The organism is Streptomyces spiralis, from assembly GCF_014654675.1.
Lineage (GTDB): Bacteria > Actinomycetota > Actinomycetes > Streptomycetales > Streptomycetaceae > Streptomyces > Streptomyces spiralis.
In genome coordinates this window covers 147,256-167,655 of the sequence record NZ_BNBC01000007.1, presented here as the reverse complement: position 1 = coordinate 167,655, position 20,400 = coordinate 147,256, and the positions used below count along the sequence as shown (strand labels likewise).

At 71.9% G+C, this 20,400-nt stretch carries 13 protein-coding genes; 3 read left to right on the top strand and 10 right to left on the bottom strand.

Annotation, left to right across the window (positions count from 1 at the left end; all coding sequences use genetic code 11):
* Positions 1-58 precede the first annotated feature (58 nt).
* The 3 genes from IE318_RS10420 to lepA all read right to left on the bottom strand — a co-directional run bounded on the left by IE318_RS10420 (position 59) and on the right by lepA (position 6,200).
* Entirely contained in the window at positions 59-1,933 is a 1,875-nt protein-coding gene (locus IE318_RS10420; protein WP_189898883.1) for an ATP-binding SpoIIE family protein phosphatase, read from the bottom strand.
* A gap of 208 nt (positions 1,934-2,141) precedes the next feature.
* Positions 2,142-4,016, bottom strand: a complete 1,875-nt coding sequence (locus tag IE318_RS10415) for an AMP-dependent synthetase/ligase (RefSeq protein ID WP_189898881.1) — start codon at positions 4,014-4,016, stop codon at positions 2,142-2,144.
* Positions 4,017-4,331: 315 nt separating this feature from the next.
* Positions 4,332-6,200 carry a translation elongation factor 4 gene (gene lepA, locus IE318_RS10410; protein WP_030172937.1) on the bottom strand — a complete coding sequence of 623 codons (1,869 nt, stop codon included), beginning with the start codon at positions 6,198-6,200 and terminating at the stop codon, positions 4,332-4,334.
* Between the two features lie 209 nt (positions 6,201-6,409).
* Between lepA and rpsT the strand changes: the two genes are divergently transcribed.
* The gene (rpsT, locus tag IE318_RS10405) at positions 6,410-6,676 is read left to right on the top strand and encodes a 30S ribosomal protein S20 (RefSeq protein WP_030172934.1); all 267 of its coding nucleotides are present in this window, start codon (positions 6,410-6,412) and stop codon (positions 6,674-6,676) included.
* A 224-nt stretch (positions 6,677-6,900) separates the two neighbouring features.
* Here the strand turns inward: rpsT and holA are convergent, their stop codons facing one another.
* From holA to leuS, 7 genes are all read right to left on the bottom strand, one after another.
* Positions 6,901-7,902: a DNA polymerase III subunit delta gene (gene holA / locus IE318_RS10400; RefSeq protein ID WP_189898878.1), complete on the bottom strand. Its 1,002-nt coding sequence runs from the start codon at positions 7,900-7,902 to the stop codon at positions 6,901-6,903.
* 59 nt (positions 7,903-7,961) lie between these two features.
* A complete protein-coding gene (locus IE318_RS10395; RefSeq protein ID WP_078917146.1) occupies positions 7,962-8,207 on the bottom strand; it encodes a hypothetical protein in 246 nt (81 codons plus the stop codon).
* Positions 8,208-8,267: 60 nt separating this feature from the next.
* Complete coding sequence (locus tag IE318_RS10390) at positions 8,268-10,943, bottom strand: ComEC/Rec2 family competence protein (protein ID WP_373311120.1); 2,676 nt, start codon at positions 10,941-10,943, stop codon at positions 8,268-8,270.
* On the bottom strand, positions 10,940-12,106 hold the full coding sequence (locus tag IE318_RS10385) for a ComEA family DNA-binding protein (protein WP_189898876.1): 1,167 nt from the start codon (positions 12,104-12,106) through the stop codon (positions 10,940-10,942). The genes IE318_RS10390 and IE318_RS10385 overlap by 4 nt, the downstream gene beginning before the upstream one ends.
* A gap of 116 nt (positions 12,107-12,222) precedes the next feature.
* On the bottom strand, positions 12,223-13,068 hold the full coding sequence (locus tag IE318_RS10380) for a DegV family protein (RefSeq protein ID WP_189898874.1): 846 nt from the start codon (positions 13,066-13,068) through the stop codon (positions 12,223-12,225).
* A gap of 81 nt (positions 13,069-13,149) precedes the next feature.
* Complete coding sequence (locus IE318_RS10375) at positions 13,150-13,878, bottom strand: hypothetical protein (RefSeq protein ID WP_189898871.1); 729 nt, start codon at positions 13,876-13,878, stop codon at positions 13,150-13,152.
* Between the two features lie 167 nt (positions 13,879-14,045).
* Positions 14,046-16,931 (bottom strand): leucine--tRNA ligase, encoded by a 2,886-nt coding sequence (leuS, locus tag IE318_RS10370; protein WP_189898870.1) that lies wholly within the window; start codon positions 16,929-16,931, stop codon positions 14,046-14,048.
* A gap of 450 nt (positions 16,932-17,381) precedes the next feature.
* Here leuS and IE318_RS10365 point away from each other — a divergent pair, with 450 nt between their 5' ends.
* Entirely contained in the window at positions 17,382-18,686 is a 1,305-nt protein-coding gene (locus IE318_RS10365; RefSeq protein WP_189898867.1) for a cytochrome b/b6 domain-containing protein, read from the top strand.
* The gene (locus tag IE318_RS10360; RefSeq protein WP_189898865.1) at positions 18,683-20,293 is read left to right on the top strand and encodes an NADH-quinone oxidoreductase subunit NuoF family protein; all 1,611 of its coding nucleotides are present in this window, start codon (positions 18,683-18,685) and stop codon (positions 20,291-20,293) included. Before IE318_RS10365 ends, IE318_RS10360 begins: the two co-directional genes overlap by 4 nt.
* The last annotated feature ends 107 nt before the right edge of the window (positions 20,294-20,400 follow it).

Below are 20,400 nucleotides of genomic sequence, written 5' to 3'. Positions count from 1 at the left end.
CGCTGTCCGGAACCCGGGCGGTTGCCCCGCCGGGCCGGCCCGGGGCGGTTGCCCGCCGTCACTGCGCCTGGAGCACCATCAGGGCCAGATCGTCCTCGGGCGGGCGTTCCGCGAACTCGTGCACGAGCAGCTGGATGCGCTCGGCGATCGAGCCGGCGTCCAGCCCGGCGCAGTCGGCGAGTGCGGCGGCGAGCCCGTCGCCGTCGTCGAACTGGCGCGAGCCGCAGCGCCGCTCGGTCACCCCGTCGGTGACGCACAGCAGCGTGTCACCGGGCTCCAGCTCGAAGGCGTCGCTGGTGTACGTCTCGTCCTCGATGACACCGAGCAGGGTCTGCGGGCGCGCGACCGGACGGACGTCCCCGGCGCGGGTGAGCAGCAGCGGCAGCGGGTGCCCGGCGCTGGCGAGGGTGCAGCGGACGCCGCCGTCGAAGGGGACGAGCTCGCCGTACAGGAGGGACAGGAAGCGGGTCTGGGGGCCGTCGCCGGGGGCGACGGGGCCCACGAGGGCCCGGGCGGCCGCGTCGGCGGCCTCGGTGGCGTCGTCGAGGAGGAGCTGGTTGAGGCGGTCCAGGACGTCGGCGACGCCGTAGCCCTCGCGGGCCAGCAGCCGCAGCCAGGGCCGGGCGAGTCCGATGACCACGGCGGCCTCCGGGCCCTTGCCCTGTACGTCGCCCACCGCGAAGCACCAGCGGCCGTCACCGGCCGGGAAGAGGTCGTAGAAGTCGCCGCTGGGGCCGCCCTGGTCGCAGGGCTCGTAGACGAGGGCGCTGCGCACTCCGGGGATCTCGGCGACCGCGCCGGGCAGCAGCCCGCGCTGGAGCACGGCGCTGATGGTGGCCTGGCGGGCGTACTGCCGGGCCGCGCCGATGCCGAGCGCCACCCGTCGGCTCAGGTCCTCCACCAGCCCGGTGATCTCGTCGGGGAAGCGCGCCAGCCCGGCCCGGCCGATGACGAGCGTGCCCAGCGGGCGGCCGCCGGCGATCAGACGGTAGGCGAGCGCGGCGCCGTCGGCCGCGCGGGGGCCGAGGGCCTGCGCGGGCCAGGGGTAGGGGGCCGGGCCGGAGCGTAAGTCCTCGGTGGGCTGCGGAGGGTCCTTCTCCAGGGCACGGCGCAGCTCCTCCAGGTGGTTCTCGCTGCCGTGCCAGACGCGGGCGAGCCGCGGTCCGGCGGCGCCCGTGCCGTCGTTCCAGCCTCCCCGGGCGGTGGCCTCGTCCTCCAGCCACACCGCGCACCAGTCGGCCAGCCGGGGCACGATCAGCTGCCCGGTGAGCGCGGCGACCAGGTCCTCGTCGAGCTGCCCGGCGAGCAGGTCGGAGGCCTCGGCGAGAAAGGACAGGGCGCCGCGGCCCAGCCATTCGCGGTCGCGTTCGGCGCGCTGCGGGTCGGGGGCGAGGATCTCGGCGACGCCGAGGCCGGGCTCCGCGTGGTACGCCTCGGTGTCCTCCTCGTCGCCCTCGGCGGGCAGCCGTGCCCACACCGTCTTGGCCCCGGTCCGGTAGGTGACGCCCCACTCCTCGGCGAGCGCGGCGACGAGCCGCAGCCCGCGGCCGTACTCCGGGGGTTCGTACGGCGCCTCGCCGACGTGGCCGCGGGGGGCGCGCGAGGGGTGCTGGTCGGACACCTCGACGACGCACGCGCCGGTCTCCGGCTCCAGACGGCAGACCAGCTCGACGTCGGTGCCCGCGTGCACGACGGCGTTGGTGACCAGTTCGCTGACGACCACCAGGACGTCGTCGGCGAGGCGGTCGGGAACGGTCAGTCCGAGCTCTCGCCACTCCGTGAGCGCCGCGCGCGCCAGCCCACGGGCGGAGCCCGGCGCGAGAGGGCTTCCGGGCAGGGTCGCATGCGCCTGGGTACGCTCCTGAGCGCGCTGCTGCGCAGCCGTGTCACCGCCACGGGAGAGCGTCTCCCGTTGCGTCGGAATGGCCACCATGACGGCTCCCCGGACAGTGCGGACGCGCGCCCTCGGCACGCACGACGCGGACAGGGTGACAGAAAGACCGCGTCCATGAGCACCGAGTAACCGAAATGAGCCAGCCAGACAAGAACCAGACGCAATCCGTATACGAAGACGGACAGATCCGATCAACGGATCTGTCCGCTTCGTTCGTTCGGTTGGTTCCCGTTCGTTTCGGCCCCGGTCAGGCCTCGCGGGTGCCCGCGTACATCTCGTCGATCAGATGCCTGTACTCGCGCTCCACCACCGGCCGCTTCAGCTTCAGGGACGGGGTGATCTCGCCGTGCTCCACGTCCAGGTCGCGCGGGAGCAGGCGGAACTTCTTGACGGTCTGCCAGCGCTGGAGGCCCTCGTTGAGCTGCTTGACGTACCCGTCGACCATCTCCACCGTCTGCGGCGCGGCGACCACATCCGCGTACGACCTGCCCTCCAAGCCGTTCTCCTTGGCCCACTCCAGGATCGCGACCTCGTCGAGGGCGATGAGGGCGGTGCAGAAGTTCCGGTCGGCGCCGTGGACCAGGATGTTCGAGACGTACGGGCACACGGCCTTGAACTGGCCCTCGACCTCGGCGGGCGCGATGTACTTGCCGCCGGAGGTCTTGATCAGGTCCTTCTTGCGGTCGGTGATGCGCAGGTAGCCGTCCGGGGAGAGCTCGCCGATGTCGCCGGTGTGGAACCAGCCGTCGGACTCCAGCACCTCGTCGGTCTTCTCGGGCAGCTTGTGGTAGCCCTGCATGATGCCGGGGCCGCGCAGCAGGATCTCGCCGTCGTCTGCGATACGGACCTCGGTGCCGGGCAGCGGCTTGCCGACGGTGCCGGTGCGGTAGGCCTCGCCCGGGTTGACGAAGGAGGCCGCGGAGGATTCGGTGAGGCCGTAGCCCTCCAGGATGTGGATGCCGGCGCCGGCGAAGAAGTAGCCGATCTCCGGGGCGAGCGCGGCGCTGCCCGACACACAGGCGCGCAGCCGGCCGCCGAAGGCCTCGCGGATCTTGGCGAAGACGAGCCTGTCGGCGACCTTGTGCTTGGAGGCCAGGGCGAAGGGCGCGGAGTGGACGCCGGTGCGCTTGAAGTTGTCCTGGGTGACCTTGGCGTACTCGCGGGCGACCTCGGCGGCCCACTGGAAGATCTTGTACTTGGCCGCGCCGCCCGCACGGGCCTTGGCGGCCACGCCGTTGTAGACCTTCTCGAAGATGCGCGGGACGGCCGCCATGTAGGTCGGCTGGACCACCGGCAGGTTCTCGATGATCTTGTCGACCCGGCCGTCGACGGCGGTGACGTGACCGACCTCGATCTGGCCGGAGGTGAGGACCTTGCCGAAGACGTGCGCGAGCGGCAGCCACAGGTACTGCACGTCGTCGGGGCCGATCAGGCCGGTGGAGGCGATCGCCTTCGCCATGTACGACCAGTTGTCGTGCGGCAGCCGGACGCCCTTGGGGCGGCCCGTGGTGCCGGAGGTGTAGATGAGGGTGGCGAGCTGGTCCTTGGTGAGGGCTCCGACCCGCTCCTTGATCAGCTCGGGGTGCTTGTCCAGGTAGGCGGCGCCGCGCTGCTCCAGCTCGGTCAGCGTGAGCACCCAGTCGCCGGTCTCGACGCCGGCCGGGTCGATGACGACTACGTGGTGCAGGTCGGGCAGCTCCGCGCGCTTCTCGAGCGCCTTGGCGAGCTGGGCGGCGTTCTCCGCGACGAGGACCTTGCTCTCGGAGTCGGAGAGGATGAAGGCCGACTCGTCGGCGTTGGTCTGCGGGTAGATCGTGGTGGTGGCCGCGCCCGCGCACATGATGCCGAGGTCGGCGAGCAGCCACTCCACCCGCGTGGAGGAGGCGAGCGCGACCCGCTCCTCGGGCCGCACACCCAGCTCGATGAGCCCGGCGGCGATCGCGAAGACCCGCTGGGCGGCCTGTGCCCAGCTCAGCGACTTCCACTCGTCCGGGCCCTCACCGGAGCCGGAGGGCACGGGGTACCGATAGGCCTCGGCGTCCGGTGTGGCCGCCACACGCTCCAAAAAGAGTGCCGCCACGGACGGCGGACGGTTCTCGATCAGGGTCTGTGCGTCGCTCACGACATCCTCCGGGGCCCGCGACAGTGCGGCGGCTGGCTCAGGTGTGGCTGGGCTGGATCAGGTGCGGCTGGGGTGGATCAGGTGCGGCTGGGGTGACTCACGGGTTGTGGCTCGCAGCCGTTGTTTAACTCGCGAGTAACTATCGAGCAGGGACAGATTAAGGCGCCTTCCGCCACCGCGTAAGGGGCTGCGGCCTGTCACTTCCTACCGAGGGCGACCGCCTCCATGCACAGGGGCCCGCCGCACTTTCACGCGACGGGCCCCTTTTCACCCGGTTCGCCGGGGTGCCGGCTGCTCGCTCCGGGCTACCGACGGTTACTTCTTGCCCTTGGCCGATCCCGCGCTGTCATCGCTGGAGAGCACCGCGATGAAGGCCTCCTGCGGAACCTCCACGGAACCCACCATCTTCATGCGCTTCTTGCCCTCCTTCTGCTTCTCCAGCAGCTTCCGCTTACGGGAGATGTCACCGCCGTAGCACTTGGCGAGGACGTCCTTGCGGATGGCGCGGATGGTCTCGCGGGCGATCACGCGGGAGCCGATGGCGGCCTGGATCGGTACCTCGAAGGCCTGCCGCGGGATGAGCTCGCGCAGCTTGGCGACGAGCCGCACGCCGTACGCGTACGCCGCGTCCTTGTGCGTGATCGCCGAGAACGCGTCCACCTTGTCGCCGTGCAGCAGGATGTCGACCTTGACCAGGCTCGACGTCTGCTCACCGGTGGGCTCGTAGTCCAGGGAGGCGTAGCCGCGGGTCTTGGACTTCAGCTGATCGAAGAAGTCGAAGACGATCTCCGCGAGCGGGAGGGTGTAGCGGATCTCGACCCGGTCCTCGGAGAGGTAGTCCATGCCGAGCAGGGTGCCGCGCCTGGTCTGGCACAGCTCCATGATCGAGCCGATGAACTCGGTCGGCGCCAGGATGGTGGCGCGCACGACCGGCTCGTACACCTCGTTGATCTTGCCCTCGGGGAACTCGCTGGGGTTGGTGACCGTGTGCTCGGTCCCGTCCTCCATGACCACGCGGTAGACCACGTTCGGCGCGGTCGCGATCAGGTCGAGCCCGAACTCGCGCTCCAGCCGCTCCCGGATCACGTCCAGGTGCAGCAGGCCGAGGAAGCCGACGCGGAAGCCGAAGCCGAGGGCCGCGGACGTCTCCGGCTCGTAGACCAGCGCGGCGTCGTTGAGCTGGAGCTTGTCCAGGGCCTCGCGCAGCTCCGGGTAGTCGGACCCGTCCAGCGGATACAGGCCCGAGAAGACCATCGGCTTGGGGTCCTTGTAGCCGCCGAGCGCCTCCTCGGCGCCCTTGTTCTGGCTGGTGACGGTGTCACCGACCTTGGACTGGCGGACGTCCTTCACACCGGTGATGAGGTAGCCGACCTCGCCGACGCCCAGGCCGTCGGCCGGCAGCATCTCCGGTGAGTTGGTGCCGATCTCCAGCAGCTCGTGGGTGGCGCCGGTGGACATCATCCGGATCCGCTCGCGCTTGTTGAGCTGACCGTCGATCACACGGACGTACGTCACGACACCCCGGTAGGAGTCGTAGACCGAGTCGAAGATCATCGCGCGGGCGGGGGCGTCCTCGACGCCGACCGGGGCGGGGATCTGCTCGACCACCTTGTCCAGCAGCGCCTCGACGCCGAGTCCGGTCTTGGCGGAGACCTTCAGCACGTCGTCGGGGTCGCAGCCGACGAGGTTGGCCAGCTCCTCGGCGAACTTCTCCGGCTGGGCGGCCGGCAGGTCGATCTTGTTGAGGACGGGGATGATCGTGAGGTCGTTCTCCATCGCCAGGTAGAGGTTGGCGAGGGTCTGCGCCTCGATGCCCTGGGCCGCGTCGACGAGGAGGATGGTCCCCTCACAGGCGGCGAGCGACCGTGAGACCTCGTAGGTGAAGTCGACGTGCCCCGGGGTGTCGATCATGTTGAGGATGTGCGTGTTGCCGGGGTCGTGGGTGGGGGCCCACGGCAGACGCACCGCCTGGGACTTGATCGTGATGCCGCGCTCGCGCTCGATGTCCATGCGGTCGAGGTACTGAGCGCGCATCTGCCGCTGCTCAACCACACCGGTCAGCTGGAGCATCCGGTCGGCGAGCGTGGACTTGCCGTGGTCGATGTGCGCGATGATGCAGAAATTGCGGATCAGAGCCGGGTCGGTACGGCTCGGCTCGGGCACATGGGTAGGGGTCGCGGGCACGCAGGGTCCTGATTCTTGAGGCGTCCGCATACGTGTGCTTGTCCGTCTGCGGTCTCGGGTCGGATCGATACGTAGTCTCCATGGTCCCACGGACGGCGACCTGCGACGGGTTTGGGCCACTCGACGGGCCGCTGGTAGTGTGGGTGGCTGTGTCTCATGCCCTCTCAGCGCGAGGCACGTCGGAAAATTTCGAAAGAGAAGGCTCATTCGTGGCGAACATCAAGTCCCAGATCAAGCGGATCAAGACCAACGAGAAGGCTCGGCTGCGCAACAAGGCCGTCAAGTCCTCCCTGAAGACCGCGATCCGCAAGGCCCGCGAGGCCGCTGCCGCGGGTGACGTCGAGAAGGCCACCGAGTACCAGCGCGCTGCCGCGCGTCAGCTCGACAAGGCCGTCTCGAAGGGCGTCATCCACAAGAACCAGGCCGCCAACAAGAAGTCGGCGCTGGCTACCAAGGTCGCGTCCCTCAAGGGCTGAACTTCCTGACTTGACGCCGGGAGGACCAGAGCGGGCCCTCTCTCATCCGCTCCCGACCGGCACCCAGGATCCATGCGCGGCCTGCGTTCGCCACGCGGGCATGGATCCACGAGCGTGACCGAAGGCCCCGACCGCCTCCCTTCCCCAGGGAAAGCGGCCGGGGCCTTCGGCTTGCATTCAGAGGGTGTCTCGTCGATCCGCCCGGCATGATCGGCGAGAGGCCCCTAGGGCGTGCCCTGGGCCCGGCCCCGTGAGCGTGCCGCTCGGGCGATGGTCACGACGGCCTTCTCCAGGGCGTACTCGGGGTCGTCGCCGCCGCCCTTCACCCCGGCGTCCGCCTCGGCCACCGCCCGCAGGGCCACCGAGATCCCGTCCGGGGTCCAGCCGCGCATCTGCTGCCGGACCCGGTCGATCTTCCACGGCGGCATGCCGAGCTCCCGCGCCAGGTCGGCGGGGCGTCCGCCGCGCGCGGACGCCAGCTTCCCGATCGCGCGCACGCCCTGGGCCAGCGCGCTGGTGATCATCACCGGCGCGACTCCCGTGGCGAGCGACCACCGCAGCGCCTCCAGAGCCTCCGCGGCCCGGCCCTCCACGGCCCGGTCCGCGACGGTGAAGCTGGAGGCCTCGGCCCGCCCGGTGTAGTAGCGACCGACGACGGCCTCGTCGATCGTCCCCTCGACATCGGCGACCAGCTGCGACACCGCCGACGCCAGCTCGCGCAGATCACTGCCGATCGCGTCCACCAGCGCCTGGCACGCCTCGGGCGTGGCCGAACGCCCGAGCCCGCGGAACTCGCCCCGCACGAAGGCGAGCCGGTCGGCCGGCTTGGTCATCTTCGGGCAGGCCACCTCCCGCGCCCCCGCCTTGCGCGCGGCGTCCAGCAGCCCCTTGCCCTTCGCGCCGCCCGCGTGCAGCAGCACCAGGGTGATCTCCTCGGCGGGCGCCCCCAGATACGCCTTCACGTCCTTGATCGTGTCGGCCGAAAGGTCCTGCGCGTTGCGTACGACCACGACCTTGCGCTCCGCGAAGAGCGACGGACTGGTCAGCTCGGCGAGCGTGCCGGGCTGCAACTGGTCCGGGGCGAGGTCCCGTACGTCCGTGTCGGCGTCGGCGGCCTTCGCGGCGGCCACCACCTCCTGCACGGCACGGTCGAGCAGGAGGTCCTCCTGCCCGACGGCGAGCGTCACCGGGGCGAGGGGGTCGTCATTCGCAGTCTTCCTGGCCATCGCGACAAGCATCCCACGCGGCACTGACAACGGGCGGCGCGGCGGTCTGCGAGAACCGCCTACGGCTCCTCGCGCCAGCCGTCCCACTGCGCCGCGAACTCGTCCAGCTCCCCGGGGTCCAGCCGTTCCTCCTCGTCCCGCAGGACGACGAGCCACTGCGCGTCCTCGGCATCGTCCTCACCGGCCAGCGCGTCCCGTACGAGCTGCGGCTCCTCCCGGATTCCGAACCGCACCCCGAGCGCCTGAGCCGCCTCCTCCGCGGAATCGCGGTCGGGCAGCACCAGTACATGTCTCACATCACTCACGCCGGCCATTGTCGCCCCCGGGACCGCCGAACCGATGCGGACGTCCGTCGGCGCCGGCCGTCAGTCCCGTGCCACGCGCAGCCCCGCGCCCGCTCCGGTGACCGCGAGCGATCCGTCCCGGTCCGTCCGCAGCACTCTCGCACCCTCCGCCTGGAGCGCCGCGACCGTGCTCGGGGCCGGGTGTCCGTACATGTTGCCCGCGCCACAGGAGATCAGCGCCAGCCGCGGGGCCACCACTCGTATCAGGTCCGGGTCCTGGTGGGCGGAGCCGTGATGGGCGACCTTGAGCACATCCACGCCGACCAGCCGGGCGAGGGCCGGTGACCGCAACAGCTGCTGCTGTGCCGGTGGTTCGAGGTCGCCCAGCAGCAACAGCCGCAGCCCGCCGGAGCGGACGAGCAGCGTCACGCTGGCGTCGTTGGGCCCGTCCGGATCCGCCGACGGGCGTGGTGGAGGCCACAGGACCTGCCAGCTCAGCCCGCCGATCCGCCGCTCCTCCCCGGCGGCGGCGTGGGTGAGGGGGATGCCCTGCCCGGCTGCCTCCCTCCGTACGAACTCCGCCTGGTCCGCCGGCTCCTCGTACCCGGTCGTCTCGATCACGCCCACCGAACGCCCCCGCAGGACACCGGGCAGTCCGGTCACATGGTCGGCGTGGAAGTGGGTCAGCACGACCAACGGGATCCTGGTGATGCCCAGCGCGCGCAGACAGCGGTCCACCGGCTTGGGGTCGGGTCCGGCGTCCACCACCACACCGGTGCCCGGTCCGGCCGCCAGCACCGTGGCGTCGCCCTGCCCCACGTCGCACATCGCGAACCGCCAGCCCGGAGGCGGCCAGCCGGTGATCACCCGGGTCAGCGGCGGCGGCTGCACCAGTACCAGCAGGAGCAGCACCCCGCACAGGGCGCACAGCCACGGGTGTCCCAGCAGCCGCCGGCCCACCAGTACGACCACCACGGTGACCAGACCCAGCAGCAGCGCCCCGGTCCAGCTGCCCGGCCAGTCCACTCCCCCGCCGGGCAGCGCCGCCCCGGTCCTGGCCACGTCCGCGATCCACCCGGTGGGCCAACTCGCGCACCACGCGAACGCCTTCGCCACCGGCATCGCCAACGGCGCGGTCACCAGGGCCGCGAAGCCCAGCACCGTGGCGGGCGCGACCGCGACCTCCGCGAGCAGGTTGCACGGCACCGCCACCAGACTGACCCGCGCCGACAGCACGGCGACCACCGGCGTGCACAGCGCCTGCGCCGCTGCCGCGGCGGCCAGCGCCTCGGCCAGGCGGGCGGGCACCCGGCGCCGGCGCAGCGCCGCGCTCCAGCGGGGCGCCAGCGTGAGCAGGGCGCCGGTGGCCAGCACCGACAGCAGGAAGCCGTAACTGCGGGCCAGCCACGGGTCGTAGAGCACCAGCAGCAGTACGGCCGTCGCCAGCGCCGGGATCAGCGATCGGCGGCGCCCGGTCGCGAGGGCGAGCAGCGCGACCGACCCGCACGCCGCGGCGCGCAGTACGCTCGGGTCCGGCCGGCACACGACGACGAATCCGAGGGTGAGCACTCCGCACAGCAGCGCGGTGGCCCTCAGCGACAGACCGAGTCTCGGCGCCAGGCCACGGCGTTCGACGTGCTGGGCCAGTCCGGGCGGGCCGATGAGCAGGGCGAGCAGGACCGTGAGGTTGCTTCCGGAGACGGCCAGCGTGTGGGCGAGGTCCGTCTCCTTGAACGCCTCGTCCAAGTCGGGCGTGACCCGGGAGGTGTCTCCCACGACCAGCCCCGGCAGCAGCGCCCGGGCGTCCCCCGGCAGTCCGTCCGTCGCCGCGCGCAGCCCGGCCCGCAGCCGGCCCGCCAGCCGTTGCGGCCCCGACGGTCCCCCGATCACCTCGGGCGCCGCCCGGCCCCGGACCCGCAGTACCGCCGCGATCCGGTCGCCGTCGGTGAGCGGGGGTGCCAGCCGCGCGGTCACTCTCAGCCGCGTGGACGGCAGCAGCCCCAGCCAGGGCGAGGGCCGCGCGTCGGCTCCGTGCCCGTGCGCCTGCCCGGCGGTGTTCACCAGGATCAGCACGGGCGCCCGGGTCTCCACGGCCCCCGCGTCGCCCACCCGCTCCACGCGCCGTACCTCGGCGTCGATCAGCACCGAGTCCGGCGCCATGTGGTCGCCGCTGACCCGGGGCCGGGTGAGCCGGGGATCGGAGGTCAGCTCCACCTCGGCGGTCACCGTGGCGTACTGCCGGGCCAGCCCGGGTACGGGTCCTCGGCGCACGTCGGCCCCGTGCAGCCCCGCGGAAGCGGCGGCCGCGGCGGCGGCGAGCAGCACCGCGGCGACGGAACTGCGCGCCCAGCCACGCGAGCCGGTGGATGGGGCTGGGGGTGGGAGTGGAGGTGAGGGTGAGGACGGCTGCGGCTCGGGCGGCAGTGGCGGTGCGGGTGGCGAGGGCGTGGGGGTGGGGGTGGGCGCGAGTTCGCGTGCGGGTGCTGTCCTGCTCCGCCTGGTACGTCCTCGCTGCTGCCGGGTGGCGAACAGGAGCACGGCGGCTGCGGCGAGGCACGCTGCCACGAAGCCTGTGACCCATCCCGCCGGCGCCGCCAGAGCCACGGCCGCCGTCGCCCAGGCCGCGAGCGCGGGAGGGACGAGCCGTAAGTCGGTCGGTCCTTCCTGTCGGGGGTGGGCGGCTCCGAGCCGTTTGCCGGAGGCGGCGTGCACCGCGGGGCGCGTCCGGGGCGCGGTGGGGGCGGCGTTCCGGCTCATGACCTCACCAGGCTTCGCAGGTCGGCGAAGCGGCGCTCACCGATGCCGCTGACCTGGCGCAGCTCGTCCACCGAGCGGAAACCGCCGTGCTGCGTGCGGTAGTCGATGATGTGCTGGGCCAGCACGGGACCGACACCGGGCAGGGTCTCCAACTGCTCGGCGGTGGCGGTGTTCAGAGAGACCGGGGCGGCGGGAGGCCCCGCCGCGCCCGCTCCGGCCGCTCCCCCGGCGGCCGTTCCGGCCGCGGCGGATCCCGTCGCCGGGGCGGGCCCGCCGACGACCACCTGTTCACCGTCCACGAGGAACCTGGCCCGGTTCAGACCGTCGAGGTCGGTGCCGGGGCGCACTCCGCCCGCCGCCCGTAGCGCGTCGGCGACCCGTGAACCCGCCGGGAGCCGGTGGATCCCGGGGTGACGGACCTTGCCGCTGACGTCCACGACGATCTCCGGGCCGGCCGAGGCAGTGGTATCCGGTGAAGGCGCCGAGGCGCCGAACGCGGTGGTCTTGTCCTCCCCTCGCCCCGGGGCGGGGGCCACGGCCCGCACCACCTCGGGTGCCCGGACCTCCTCGCCGCGGCCGGCCCAGAAGTGCTGCAGGGCGAAGGCCCCGGCGACGACGAACACCACCGTGAGAGCGATCACGCTCCTGCGCTCGAGGCCGCACCGCGTCTGCACCCACATCGGCATCCGCTCACGCAGCGCGAGCCGGGCCCTGTCCCGCCAGTCCGCCCCCACGCCCGCCCGCACGCCCGCGTCCGCACCGTCCTGACCTGCCTCGCCCTCGGCAGCCGTCTCCAGTTCGCCCACGTCGGCCGACAGCACGTCGCTCGCGGCAGCCGGCCCCTGGTCCGTCACAGCAGTGGTGCTCGCGCCGCGCCGAACGGAGTCCTGCTCCCTCGGCCCGGTGGGGTTCACCGTCACCTGCCACGGCGGCCCGTTCCCCGACTCCGCAGGTCGATCGGTGTGTCCCCACTCCCCCAGCAGTCCGGTGTGTTCGACGAACAGTGCCCGAGCGCGTCGGCGCAGGTCCTCGGCCTGCGCGTGGCGGTGCCGGGGGCCGCGCCGGGCGGGCGGACGGCGGTGGCGGGTGCGGCCGTCCGAGTCGGGGCCACGGCCCGGGCCGCTGGTTGCCGTCGCTGTGCGTGAGTGTGCTCGAAGTGCCATGCGACGAGCATCGGGCAGCCCGGCACATTCGCGATGATCTTGCTTGATTCCCGGGGACTACTTCCCGGTTGTGGACAACTCCGTCACCCACACGAGGTATCGAAGAAGGCGACGCCTCATCGAGGGGAGACCACAACCCCCAGCAGCCCCGGCCCGGTGTGCGCCCCGATCACGGCCCCGACCTCGCTCACATGCAGCTCGGCCAGCCCGGGCACCCGCGCCCGCAGCCGGTCCGCGAGGGCCGACGCCCGTTCCGGGGCGGCGAGATGGTGGACGGCGATGTCGATGCCGGCCCCGCTCGTGCGCTCGGCCGCGATCTCCTCCAGGCGGGCGATCGCCTTCGAGGCCGTCCGCACCTTCTCCAGGAGTTCGATGCGGCCCCCGTCCAGCTGGAGCAGCGGTTTGACGGCGAGCGCGGAACCGAGCAGGGCCTGTGCGGCGCCGATGCGGCCGCCGCGGCGCAGATAGTCGAGTGTGTCGACGTAGAAGTAGGCGGACGTGCCCCCGGCCCGCTTCTCCGCGGCGGTGACCGCGTCGTCCATGGTGCCGCCGGACCCGGCCGTCTCCGCGGCGGCCAGGGCGCAGAAGCCGAGTGCCATCGCGACCATTCCGGTGTCCACCACGCGCACCGGCACGGGTGCCTCGCGGGCCGCGAGCACCGCCGCGTCGTATGTGCCCGACAGTTCCGCGGACAGGTGCAGGGAGACGATGCCGGACGCACCGGATTCGGCCACCTTGCGGTAGGTCTCGGCGAAGAGTTCGGGGCTGGGGCGCGAGGTGGTGACGGGCCGGCGCTTCTGCAGTGCCTGCGCCAGGGAGCGGGTGGAGATCTCCGTGCCCTCTTCGAGCGCCCGGTCGCCGAGGACCACGGTCAGCGGGACCGTGGTGATGCCGTGGCGCGCCATCGTCCGCGGCGGCAGGTAGGCCGTTGAATCGGTGACGATCGCGACATGGCGGGACATGAGCTGGAGGTTACCTGCCGTAGCGCCCGGACGGCAGCCCAGGCCCGCTGACCGGGTGTGCCACTGGCCGGATCGAGCGCATCAAGTGGTGCTCTCGGGGCGGGGTTTCTTCTGCCAGGAGTAGACGGGGCGACGGCCCGGCGGGGTGATGGCGGGACGGGCGGCCTCCGGGGCGGAGCCCGGCCGTGGGGTCTGCGGCGCCGTTCGCCGGTCCTGGCCGTCGGCCGGGGTCTCGGGCCACGGCCCGGGTGCGGCCGCGGGCTCCGGGCTGGTCCAGTGGCGCAGGGCATCGGCCTCCACGTCGATCTGGGCGCTCAGCATGTCCAGGTCGTCCTCGGCGAAGCGGCGGGCGCGGTCATGGGCCGCCCAGCGCAGGGAGTCGGCCGAGTCCGTGATGCGCAGCGTCCGCTCGCGCAGGCCCGGGAGCCGCTCGGCGAGCGTCGCCCGGTTGGGCTCGCCCTCCAGACGCTTGAGTTCGGCGTCCAGTTGCTGTCCGTACGCGCTGAGCCGCTCGAACAGGGCGACGGACTCCTTCAGGGACTCGTCCTCGGCCGCGCCCGCGTACAGGGCGTCCTGGGTGGCGCGCATCGAGGTGCGCAGAGTGAGCCGGAGCTCGGCCAGCTCGCCGGCCGGGCCGGGCCGGCCGAGGGACTTGGCGCGCAGGGTCTGGTCCTCCACCGCGCGGCGGGCCTGGCTGATCGTGCGGTCCACGCCGCGCTTGGCGGCACCGACGGCCTTGACCGTGGCGTAGGCGCCGAGCACCAGGCAGAGCACGAAGAGCACGGCGAAGACTGCGACGACTGCTTCCACGGCGCTCCTCCTCGGCTCGGGCGGCACAGGCCGCGCCGCTCTTCCACGGTAAACGCAACGGGCAGGTCCGGGGTTCCGGAAGAACCCCGAACCTGCCCGTAGGGGACTACCCGGAGCCGCTCAAGCCCCGGCCGTCACGACGTCCCCTCCGTCACGACACCGCGCCGTCACGCCGGGACGATGTTCACCAGCTTCGGCGCCCGCACGATCACCTTGCGGATGCCCGCGCCGCCCAGTGCCGCGACGACCTTCTCGTCGGCCAGCGCCACCTTCTCCAGCTCCTCCTCGGAGATCGTCGGCGGGACCTCCAGACGCGCCTTGACCTTGCCCTTGATCTGGACGACGCAGGTCACGGACTCGTCCACGACGTACGCCGGGTCGGCGACCGGGAAGTCCTGGTGGACGACGGAGCCGCTGCGGCCCAGCTTGCGCCACAGCTCCTCGGCGATGTGCGGGGCCAGCGGCGCGACCATCAGCACCAGCGACTCGGCGACCGAGCGTGGCACCGCCCCGCCGGCCTTGGTCAGGTGGTTGTTCAGCTCGGTGACCTTGGCGATGGCGGTGTTGAACCGCATCCCCTCCAGGTCGCCGCGCACGCCGTCGATCGCCTTGTGCAGGGCGCGCAGCGTCTCCTCGTCGGGCTCGGCGTCGGAGACGGTGACCTCGCCGGTGGTCTCGTCGACGATGTTGCGCCACAGCCGCTGCAGCAGCCGGAACTGGCCCACCACCGCGCGCGTGTCCCACGGGCGGGAGACGTCCAGCGGACCCATCGCCATCTCGTACAGACGCAGCGTGTCCGCGCCGTACTCGGCGCAGATCTCGTCCGGGGTGACGGCGTTCTTCAGGGACTTGCCCATCTTGCCCAGCAGGCGGCTGACCTTCTCGCCCTGGTAGTAGTAGGCGCCGTCGCGCTCCTCCACCTCGGCGGCCGGCACCGCGATGCCACGGCTGTCACGGTAGACGTAGGCCTGGATCATGCCCTGGTTGAACAGCTTGTGGAACGGCTCCGCGGAGGAGACGTGGCCCAGGTCGTACAGGACCTTCGACCAGAAGCGCGCGTACAGCAGGTGCAGCACGGCGTGCTCGGCGCCGCCGACGTACAGGTCGACGCCACCGTGCGGCATGCCCTGGCGCGGGCCCATCCAGTAGCGCTCGATCTCCGGGTCGACCAGCTGCTCGCTGTTGTGCGGGTCCAGGTAGCGCAGCTCGTACCAGCAGGAACCGGCCCAGTTGGGCATGGTGTTGGTCTCGCGGCGGTACTTCTTGGGTCCGTCGCCCAGGTCCAGGGTGACGTCGACCCACTCCTCGTTGCGCGACAGCGGCGTCTCGGGCTGGGTGTCGGCGTCGTCCGGGTCGAAGGTGCGCGGCGAGTAGTCCTCGACCTCGGGCAGCTCCAGCGGCAGCATCGACTCGGGCAGCGCGTGGGCGACGCCGTCCTCGTCGTAGACGATCGGGAAGGGCTCGCCCCAGTAGCGCTGGCGGCTGAACAGCCAGTCGCGCAGGCGGAAGTTGACGGTGCCCTCGCCGATGCCCTTGCGCTCCAGCCACTCGGTGATGCGCGCCTTGGCCTCGACGACGCCCAGTCCGTCCAGCGTCAGGTCGTCGGCACCGGAGGAGTTGACGATCCGCGCGTCGTAGGACACGAAGGCGTCGTCCCACGTCGACGGGTCGGTGCCGCGGTCGTCGGACGGCTCCACGACGCAGCGCATCGGCAGTTCGAAGGCGCGGGCGAAGGCGAAGTCGCGGCTGTCGTGCGCCGGGACGGCCATGATGGCGCCGGTGCCGTAGCCCATCAGGACGTAGTCGGCGATAAAGACGGGGACCTTCTCGCCGTTGACGGGGTTGGTCGCGAACGCGCCGGTGAAGACGCCCGTCTTGTCCTTGGCCTCGGCCTGGCGTTCGACGTCGGACTTCGACGCGGCCTGCGCGCGGTAGGCGGCGACGGCCTCGGCGGGGGTGGCGTGGCCGCCGGTCCACACCTCGTGGGTGCCCTCCGGCCAGGCGGCCGGGGTGAACTTCTCCACCAGCGGGTGCTCGGGGGCCAGCACCATGTAGGTCGCGCCGAACAGGGTGTCCGGGCGCGTGGTGAAGACGGTGATGTGCTCGCCGTCGATGGGGAAGTCGACGCGGGCGCCCTCGCTGCGGCCGATCCAGTTGCGCTGCTGCAGCTTGATGGCCTCGGGCCAGTCCAGCTCCTCCAGGTCCTCCAGCAGCCGGTCGGCGTAGGCGGTGATGCGCATGTTCCACTGGCGCAGCTTGGCCTTGAAGACCGGGTAGTTGCCGCGCTCGGAGCGGCCGTCGGCGGTGACCTCCTCGTTGGCCAGCACGGTGCCCAGGCCGGGGCACCAGTTGACCGGCGCGTCGGAGGCGTAGGCCAGGCGGAACTCGCCCAGGACGTCGGCGCGCTCGGCGTGGTTCAGCTCGTGCCACCCGCGCGTCTGGCCCGGTACGGCACGCTCACCGGACCCGAACTGGGCGATCAGCTCCGAGATGGGACGGGCCCGCCTGGCCTCGTCGTCGTACCAGGAGTTGAAGATCTGCAGGAAGATCCACTGGGTCCACTTGTAGTAGTCCGGGTCGATCGTGGCGAACGAGCGGCGCTTGTCGTGGCCCAGACCCAGCCGGCGCAGCTGGGCCTTCATGTTCTCGATGTTGGCCTCGGTGGACACGCGCGGGTGCGTGCCGGTCTGCACGGCGTACTGCTCGGCGGGCAGGCCGAAGGCGTCGAAGCCCAGGGTGTGCAGGACGTTGTGGCCGGTCATCCGCTGGAACCGGGCGTATACATCGGTGGCGATGTAGCCCAGGGGGTGGCCGACGTGCAGGCCCGCACCGGACGGGTACGGGAACATGTCCATGATGAACTTCTTGGGCCGGGCGGCCAGCTCGGGGTCGCCGGCCAGGTCACCCTTGGTGTTCGGTGCCGCGTAGGTGCCCTCGGCGTCCCAGAAGTCCTGCCAGCGTGCCTCGATGTCGGCCGCCATGGCGGCCGTGTAGCGGTGCGGCGCCGCCTCCGCCGGGGTGGCGGCGGTGGCAGCGGAGTTCGTCTCGCTCATGATCCTCAAAGCTCCATCGATCGTCTCTGCCAGCGGCTGCGACTTTCAAGAAACGAAAAATCCCCTCGCACAGGAGGGGACGCCGCGCCGATTCCGACCACCCGATTCACCGGCGGTCGGGACTGATCAGCGCGGCTCGCTAAGCAGAAGGCGTACGGCACGCATGGCGTCAGGGTACCGCAGCCGTCGAGTGCGCCGCGACGAGCGTCCGTCCCGCCCGCCTCGCGGACCCGCCGAACCTCACAGGAACGTATCGATCCGCTTGTGAAGGTTCGGGAAAGTTGAACCTAGTTCAAATATTTCCCGGCGTAACGGACGCTATGGGGACAACAGGAGTCCAGAACGTTCCGTTGATAACAACGCAATAACTCAAACGGCGTACTGCTCGGTTTGGAGCCACTTAGAGTTCGTCCTCGGGACCGCTCACCCGAACCGCTCGGAGTTGCCCCCATGAACCCTCGTCGCAGTAACAGCTCGCTCCCCAAACCGGGCCGGTCGGCCTACGGGGTGGCGTCCGCTGTCGTCCTGCTCCTGATACCCGTGGTCGTGCTGGTGGGAGGGAGCCAGTTCCGCGAGTTCCTGAACTTCGGCGCGGGCGTCCTCTCCCTGGTCTCCCTCAGCTGCTCGGTGATCTGGGGCCTGGTCGCCCAGGACCGGATCTTCCTCAACACGCGCCAGCGGATCGTGGGCCAGGCGGTGCACCGGACCACCGCGGTCGCCTCGATCGCGTTCCTCCTGCTGCACATCACCACCAAGATCGCTCTGGACCACACCCAGCTGATCGCCGCGGTCCTTCCGTTCTCGCTCGGCGTCACCGGCAGCGGCGGCCTGATCGGCCTCGGCTCCCTGGCCGGGCTGCTGATGATCTTCGTGGGCATCACGGGCGCCCTGCGCAGCAACTTCGCCACGCCCGCCCCGGTCGCGGCGCGCTGGCGGGCCATGCACATGCTGGCCTATCCGGCCTGGTGCGCGGCGCTGGTCCACGGCCTGTACGCCGGCCGCCAGGCCAAGCCGATCTTCGTGATCCTCTACAGCCTGTCCCTGCTCGGCGTCATGGGGGCCCTGGCGCTGCGCGCGGCACCGCGCCCGTTCAAGCGCAAGGTCGCCGACCGGCTGGTGACGCTGCTCGGCGGCGGTGAGCGGCCGGAACTGGACGATCTCGACTCCAGCCGGGCCAGGGTGGCGGAGTCCGTACTGCCGGGCTACGAGAACGCGCGGGCGGCGCGGCCCTCGCGCACCGACACGACCGGCTCCTTGCCGCGTGTCACGGCCCCCTCCGCGTCGCTCTACGAGGCTCCCGCGGCCGGCGCCGCCCAGGAGGACACCTCCGGCTTCGCGGCCGCCTACCGGGCCGTCTCGACACCGGGGCAGCCCTTCGCCGCCGACCCGACCGCGCGCATGGACCTGTCCTTCGACCTGCAGGCCACCGAGGCGATGCCGCGCATGGAGAGCGCGGCGGGCGCCTCGGGCAGCTGGCCGATCCCGTCGCCGCCGCCCGTCGGCGAGGCGCCCCCGTCGGCCTACGATCCGCTGAACGACACGGGACACACCATCCCGGCCTATGGCAATCCGGGCACGAACGGCTACGGCGGACGTGATGTGTACGACACCGGTGAGACGAACCCGGTCTACGGCACGTACAACTCGAACGACACGTACATGAGCGGTCCCGCAACTGAAACACACCCCGGCGCCCCCTTCGACGCGCCGGGTTCGGGGGAACCTTGGAACACGCCTTCCGGAGGCCATAGGTGAACGAGGCCCTGCCCGACGTCCCGGAAGTCCGCGTGGTCGGACTTCCACAGCTCACGTCGGGCTTCGACCTTGTGGAACGACTCGACCTGCCCATGCACCTGAAGGTGCACGGTCCGCTCGAACCGCTGGGCGGCGAGCAGCTCGCGCAGCTCGCCGAGGCGATCAACCTCAGGGGCCGCGGCGGCGCGGGCTTCCCCTTCCACAAGAAGCTGCGGTCGGTCGCGGAGTCGGCCATCCGCCGCGGCGTACGGCCGGTCGTCGTCGTCAACGGCAGCGAGGACGAACCGGCCTGCCGCAAGGACACGGTGCTCATCAACCGTGCCCCGCACCTCATCCTGGACGGTACCCTGCTGTGCGCGGAGGCCCTCGGTGCCCGCACGCTCGTGGTGGGGGTCACCCGGGAGTCCACCCAGCGCTCCATGGAGGCCGCCCTGGCCGAACGGGGCCTGAGCAACGGCCGCAGATCGGCACTCCGCGCGCGCGTGCAGCGCAATCCGGTGCGCATGGTCACGGGCGCGGCGGCGTCGCTGATCCGCTCCATCGACGGCGGTCCGGCGATCCCGCCCGGCCGCAAGGTGAGCGCCTCGCAGACCGGCGTCGGCGGCGCGCCCACCCTGCTGTCCAACGCCGAGACCTTCGCGCAACTGGCGATCGCCGCCCGTATCGGACCTGAGCGCTACGGCAACACCGGCCTGTACGACGAGCCGGGCACCGTCATGCTGACGGTCTCCGGCGCCGTCGCCCGTCCCATGGTGATCGAGGTCCCCACGGGCGTGCCGCTGCGCTACGTCCTGCAGCTGGCCGGCGCACCGCCGGTGCCGCAGGGCGTGCTGACCGGCGGCTACCACGGCAAGTGGATCGACGCGGCGACGGTCAACGAGGCGATCGTCTCGCGCAACTCCCTGGACGCGGTGGGTGGTTCGCTCGGCGCCGGGGCGATCCTGCCGATCAGTCAGAACACCTGTCCACTGGGCGAGTCGCTGCAGGTGGCCAAGTGGCTGGCCGAGGAGAGCGCCGGCCAGTGCGGCCCGTGCTACCTCGGGCTGCCGGCCGCCGCGCGCGGCATGGAGGACATCCTGGGCGGCGGCGGACCGGCCGCTCTGGAGGCGCTCAAGCAGGTCGCCAGGAACGTCAAGCGGCGCGGCGCGTGCTCGCACCCGGACGGCTCGGCGATGTTCCTGGAGTCCACCCTCAAGGCGTTCACGGACGACCTGGCCGCCCATGTCCTCGGCAACGGCTGCGGACGGCCCGTGGAGGGCGTGCTGCCGCTCTTCGAGGACGGCAGGGTCCCGACGGGTGTCCCGGGCGGCGGCGCGGCCGAGGAGACCGGTCCCAGCCGCCAGAAGATCTACGTCGACTGGACCCTGTGCCGGGGTCACGGCCTGTGCGCGGACATCCTCCCGGAGGTGTTCGAACTGGGTGCCGACGGCTTCCCGACCGTCGCCCAGGCGCAGGTGCCGCGCTACGCGGAGGCCAAGGCGCTGCGCGCGGTGCGCCGCTGTCCGGCACTGGCCCTGCGCCTCGAGGAGGACACCCGCTCGCAGGCCCCGTCGCGCAACCTGCCGGTCCTCTCGCAGGGCCGCGGCCGCCGCGCCCTGGGCCGCTGAGCACACCGTCGGCGGGTCACCCTTCCAGGAGTGGCCCGCCGCGTCGGCACGCGCGCCTGGAACGCCGAAGGCGGGCCATCCGTTCGGATGACCCGCCTTCGATCACT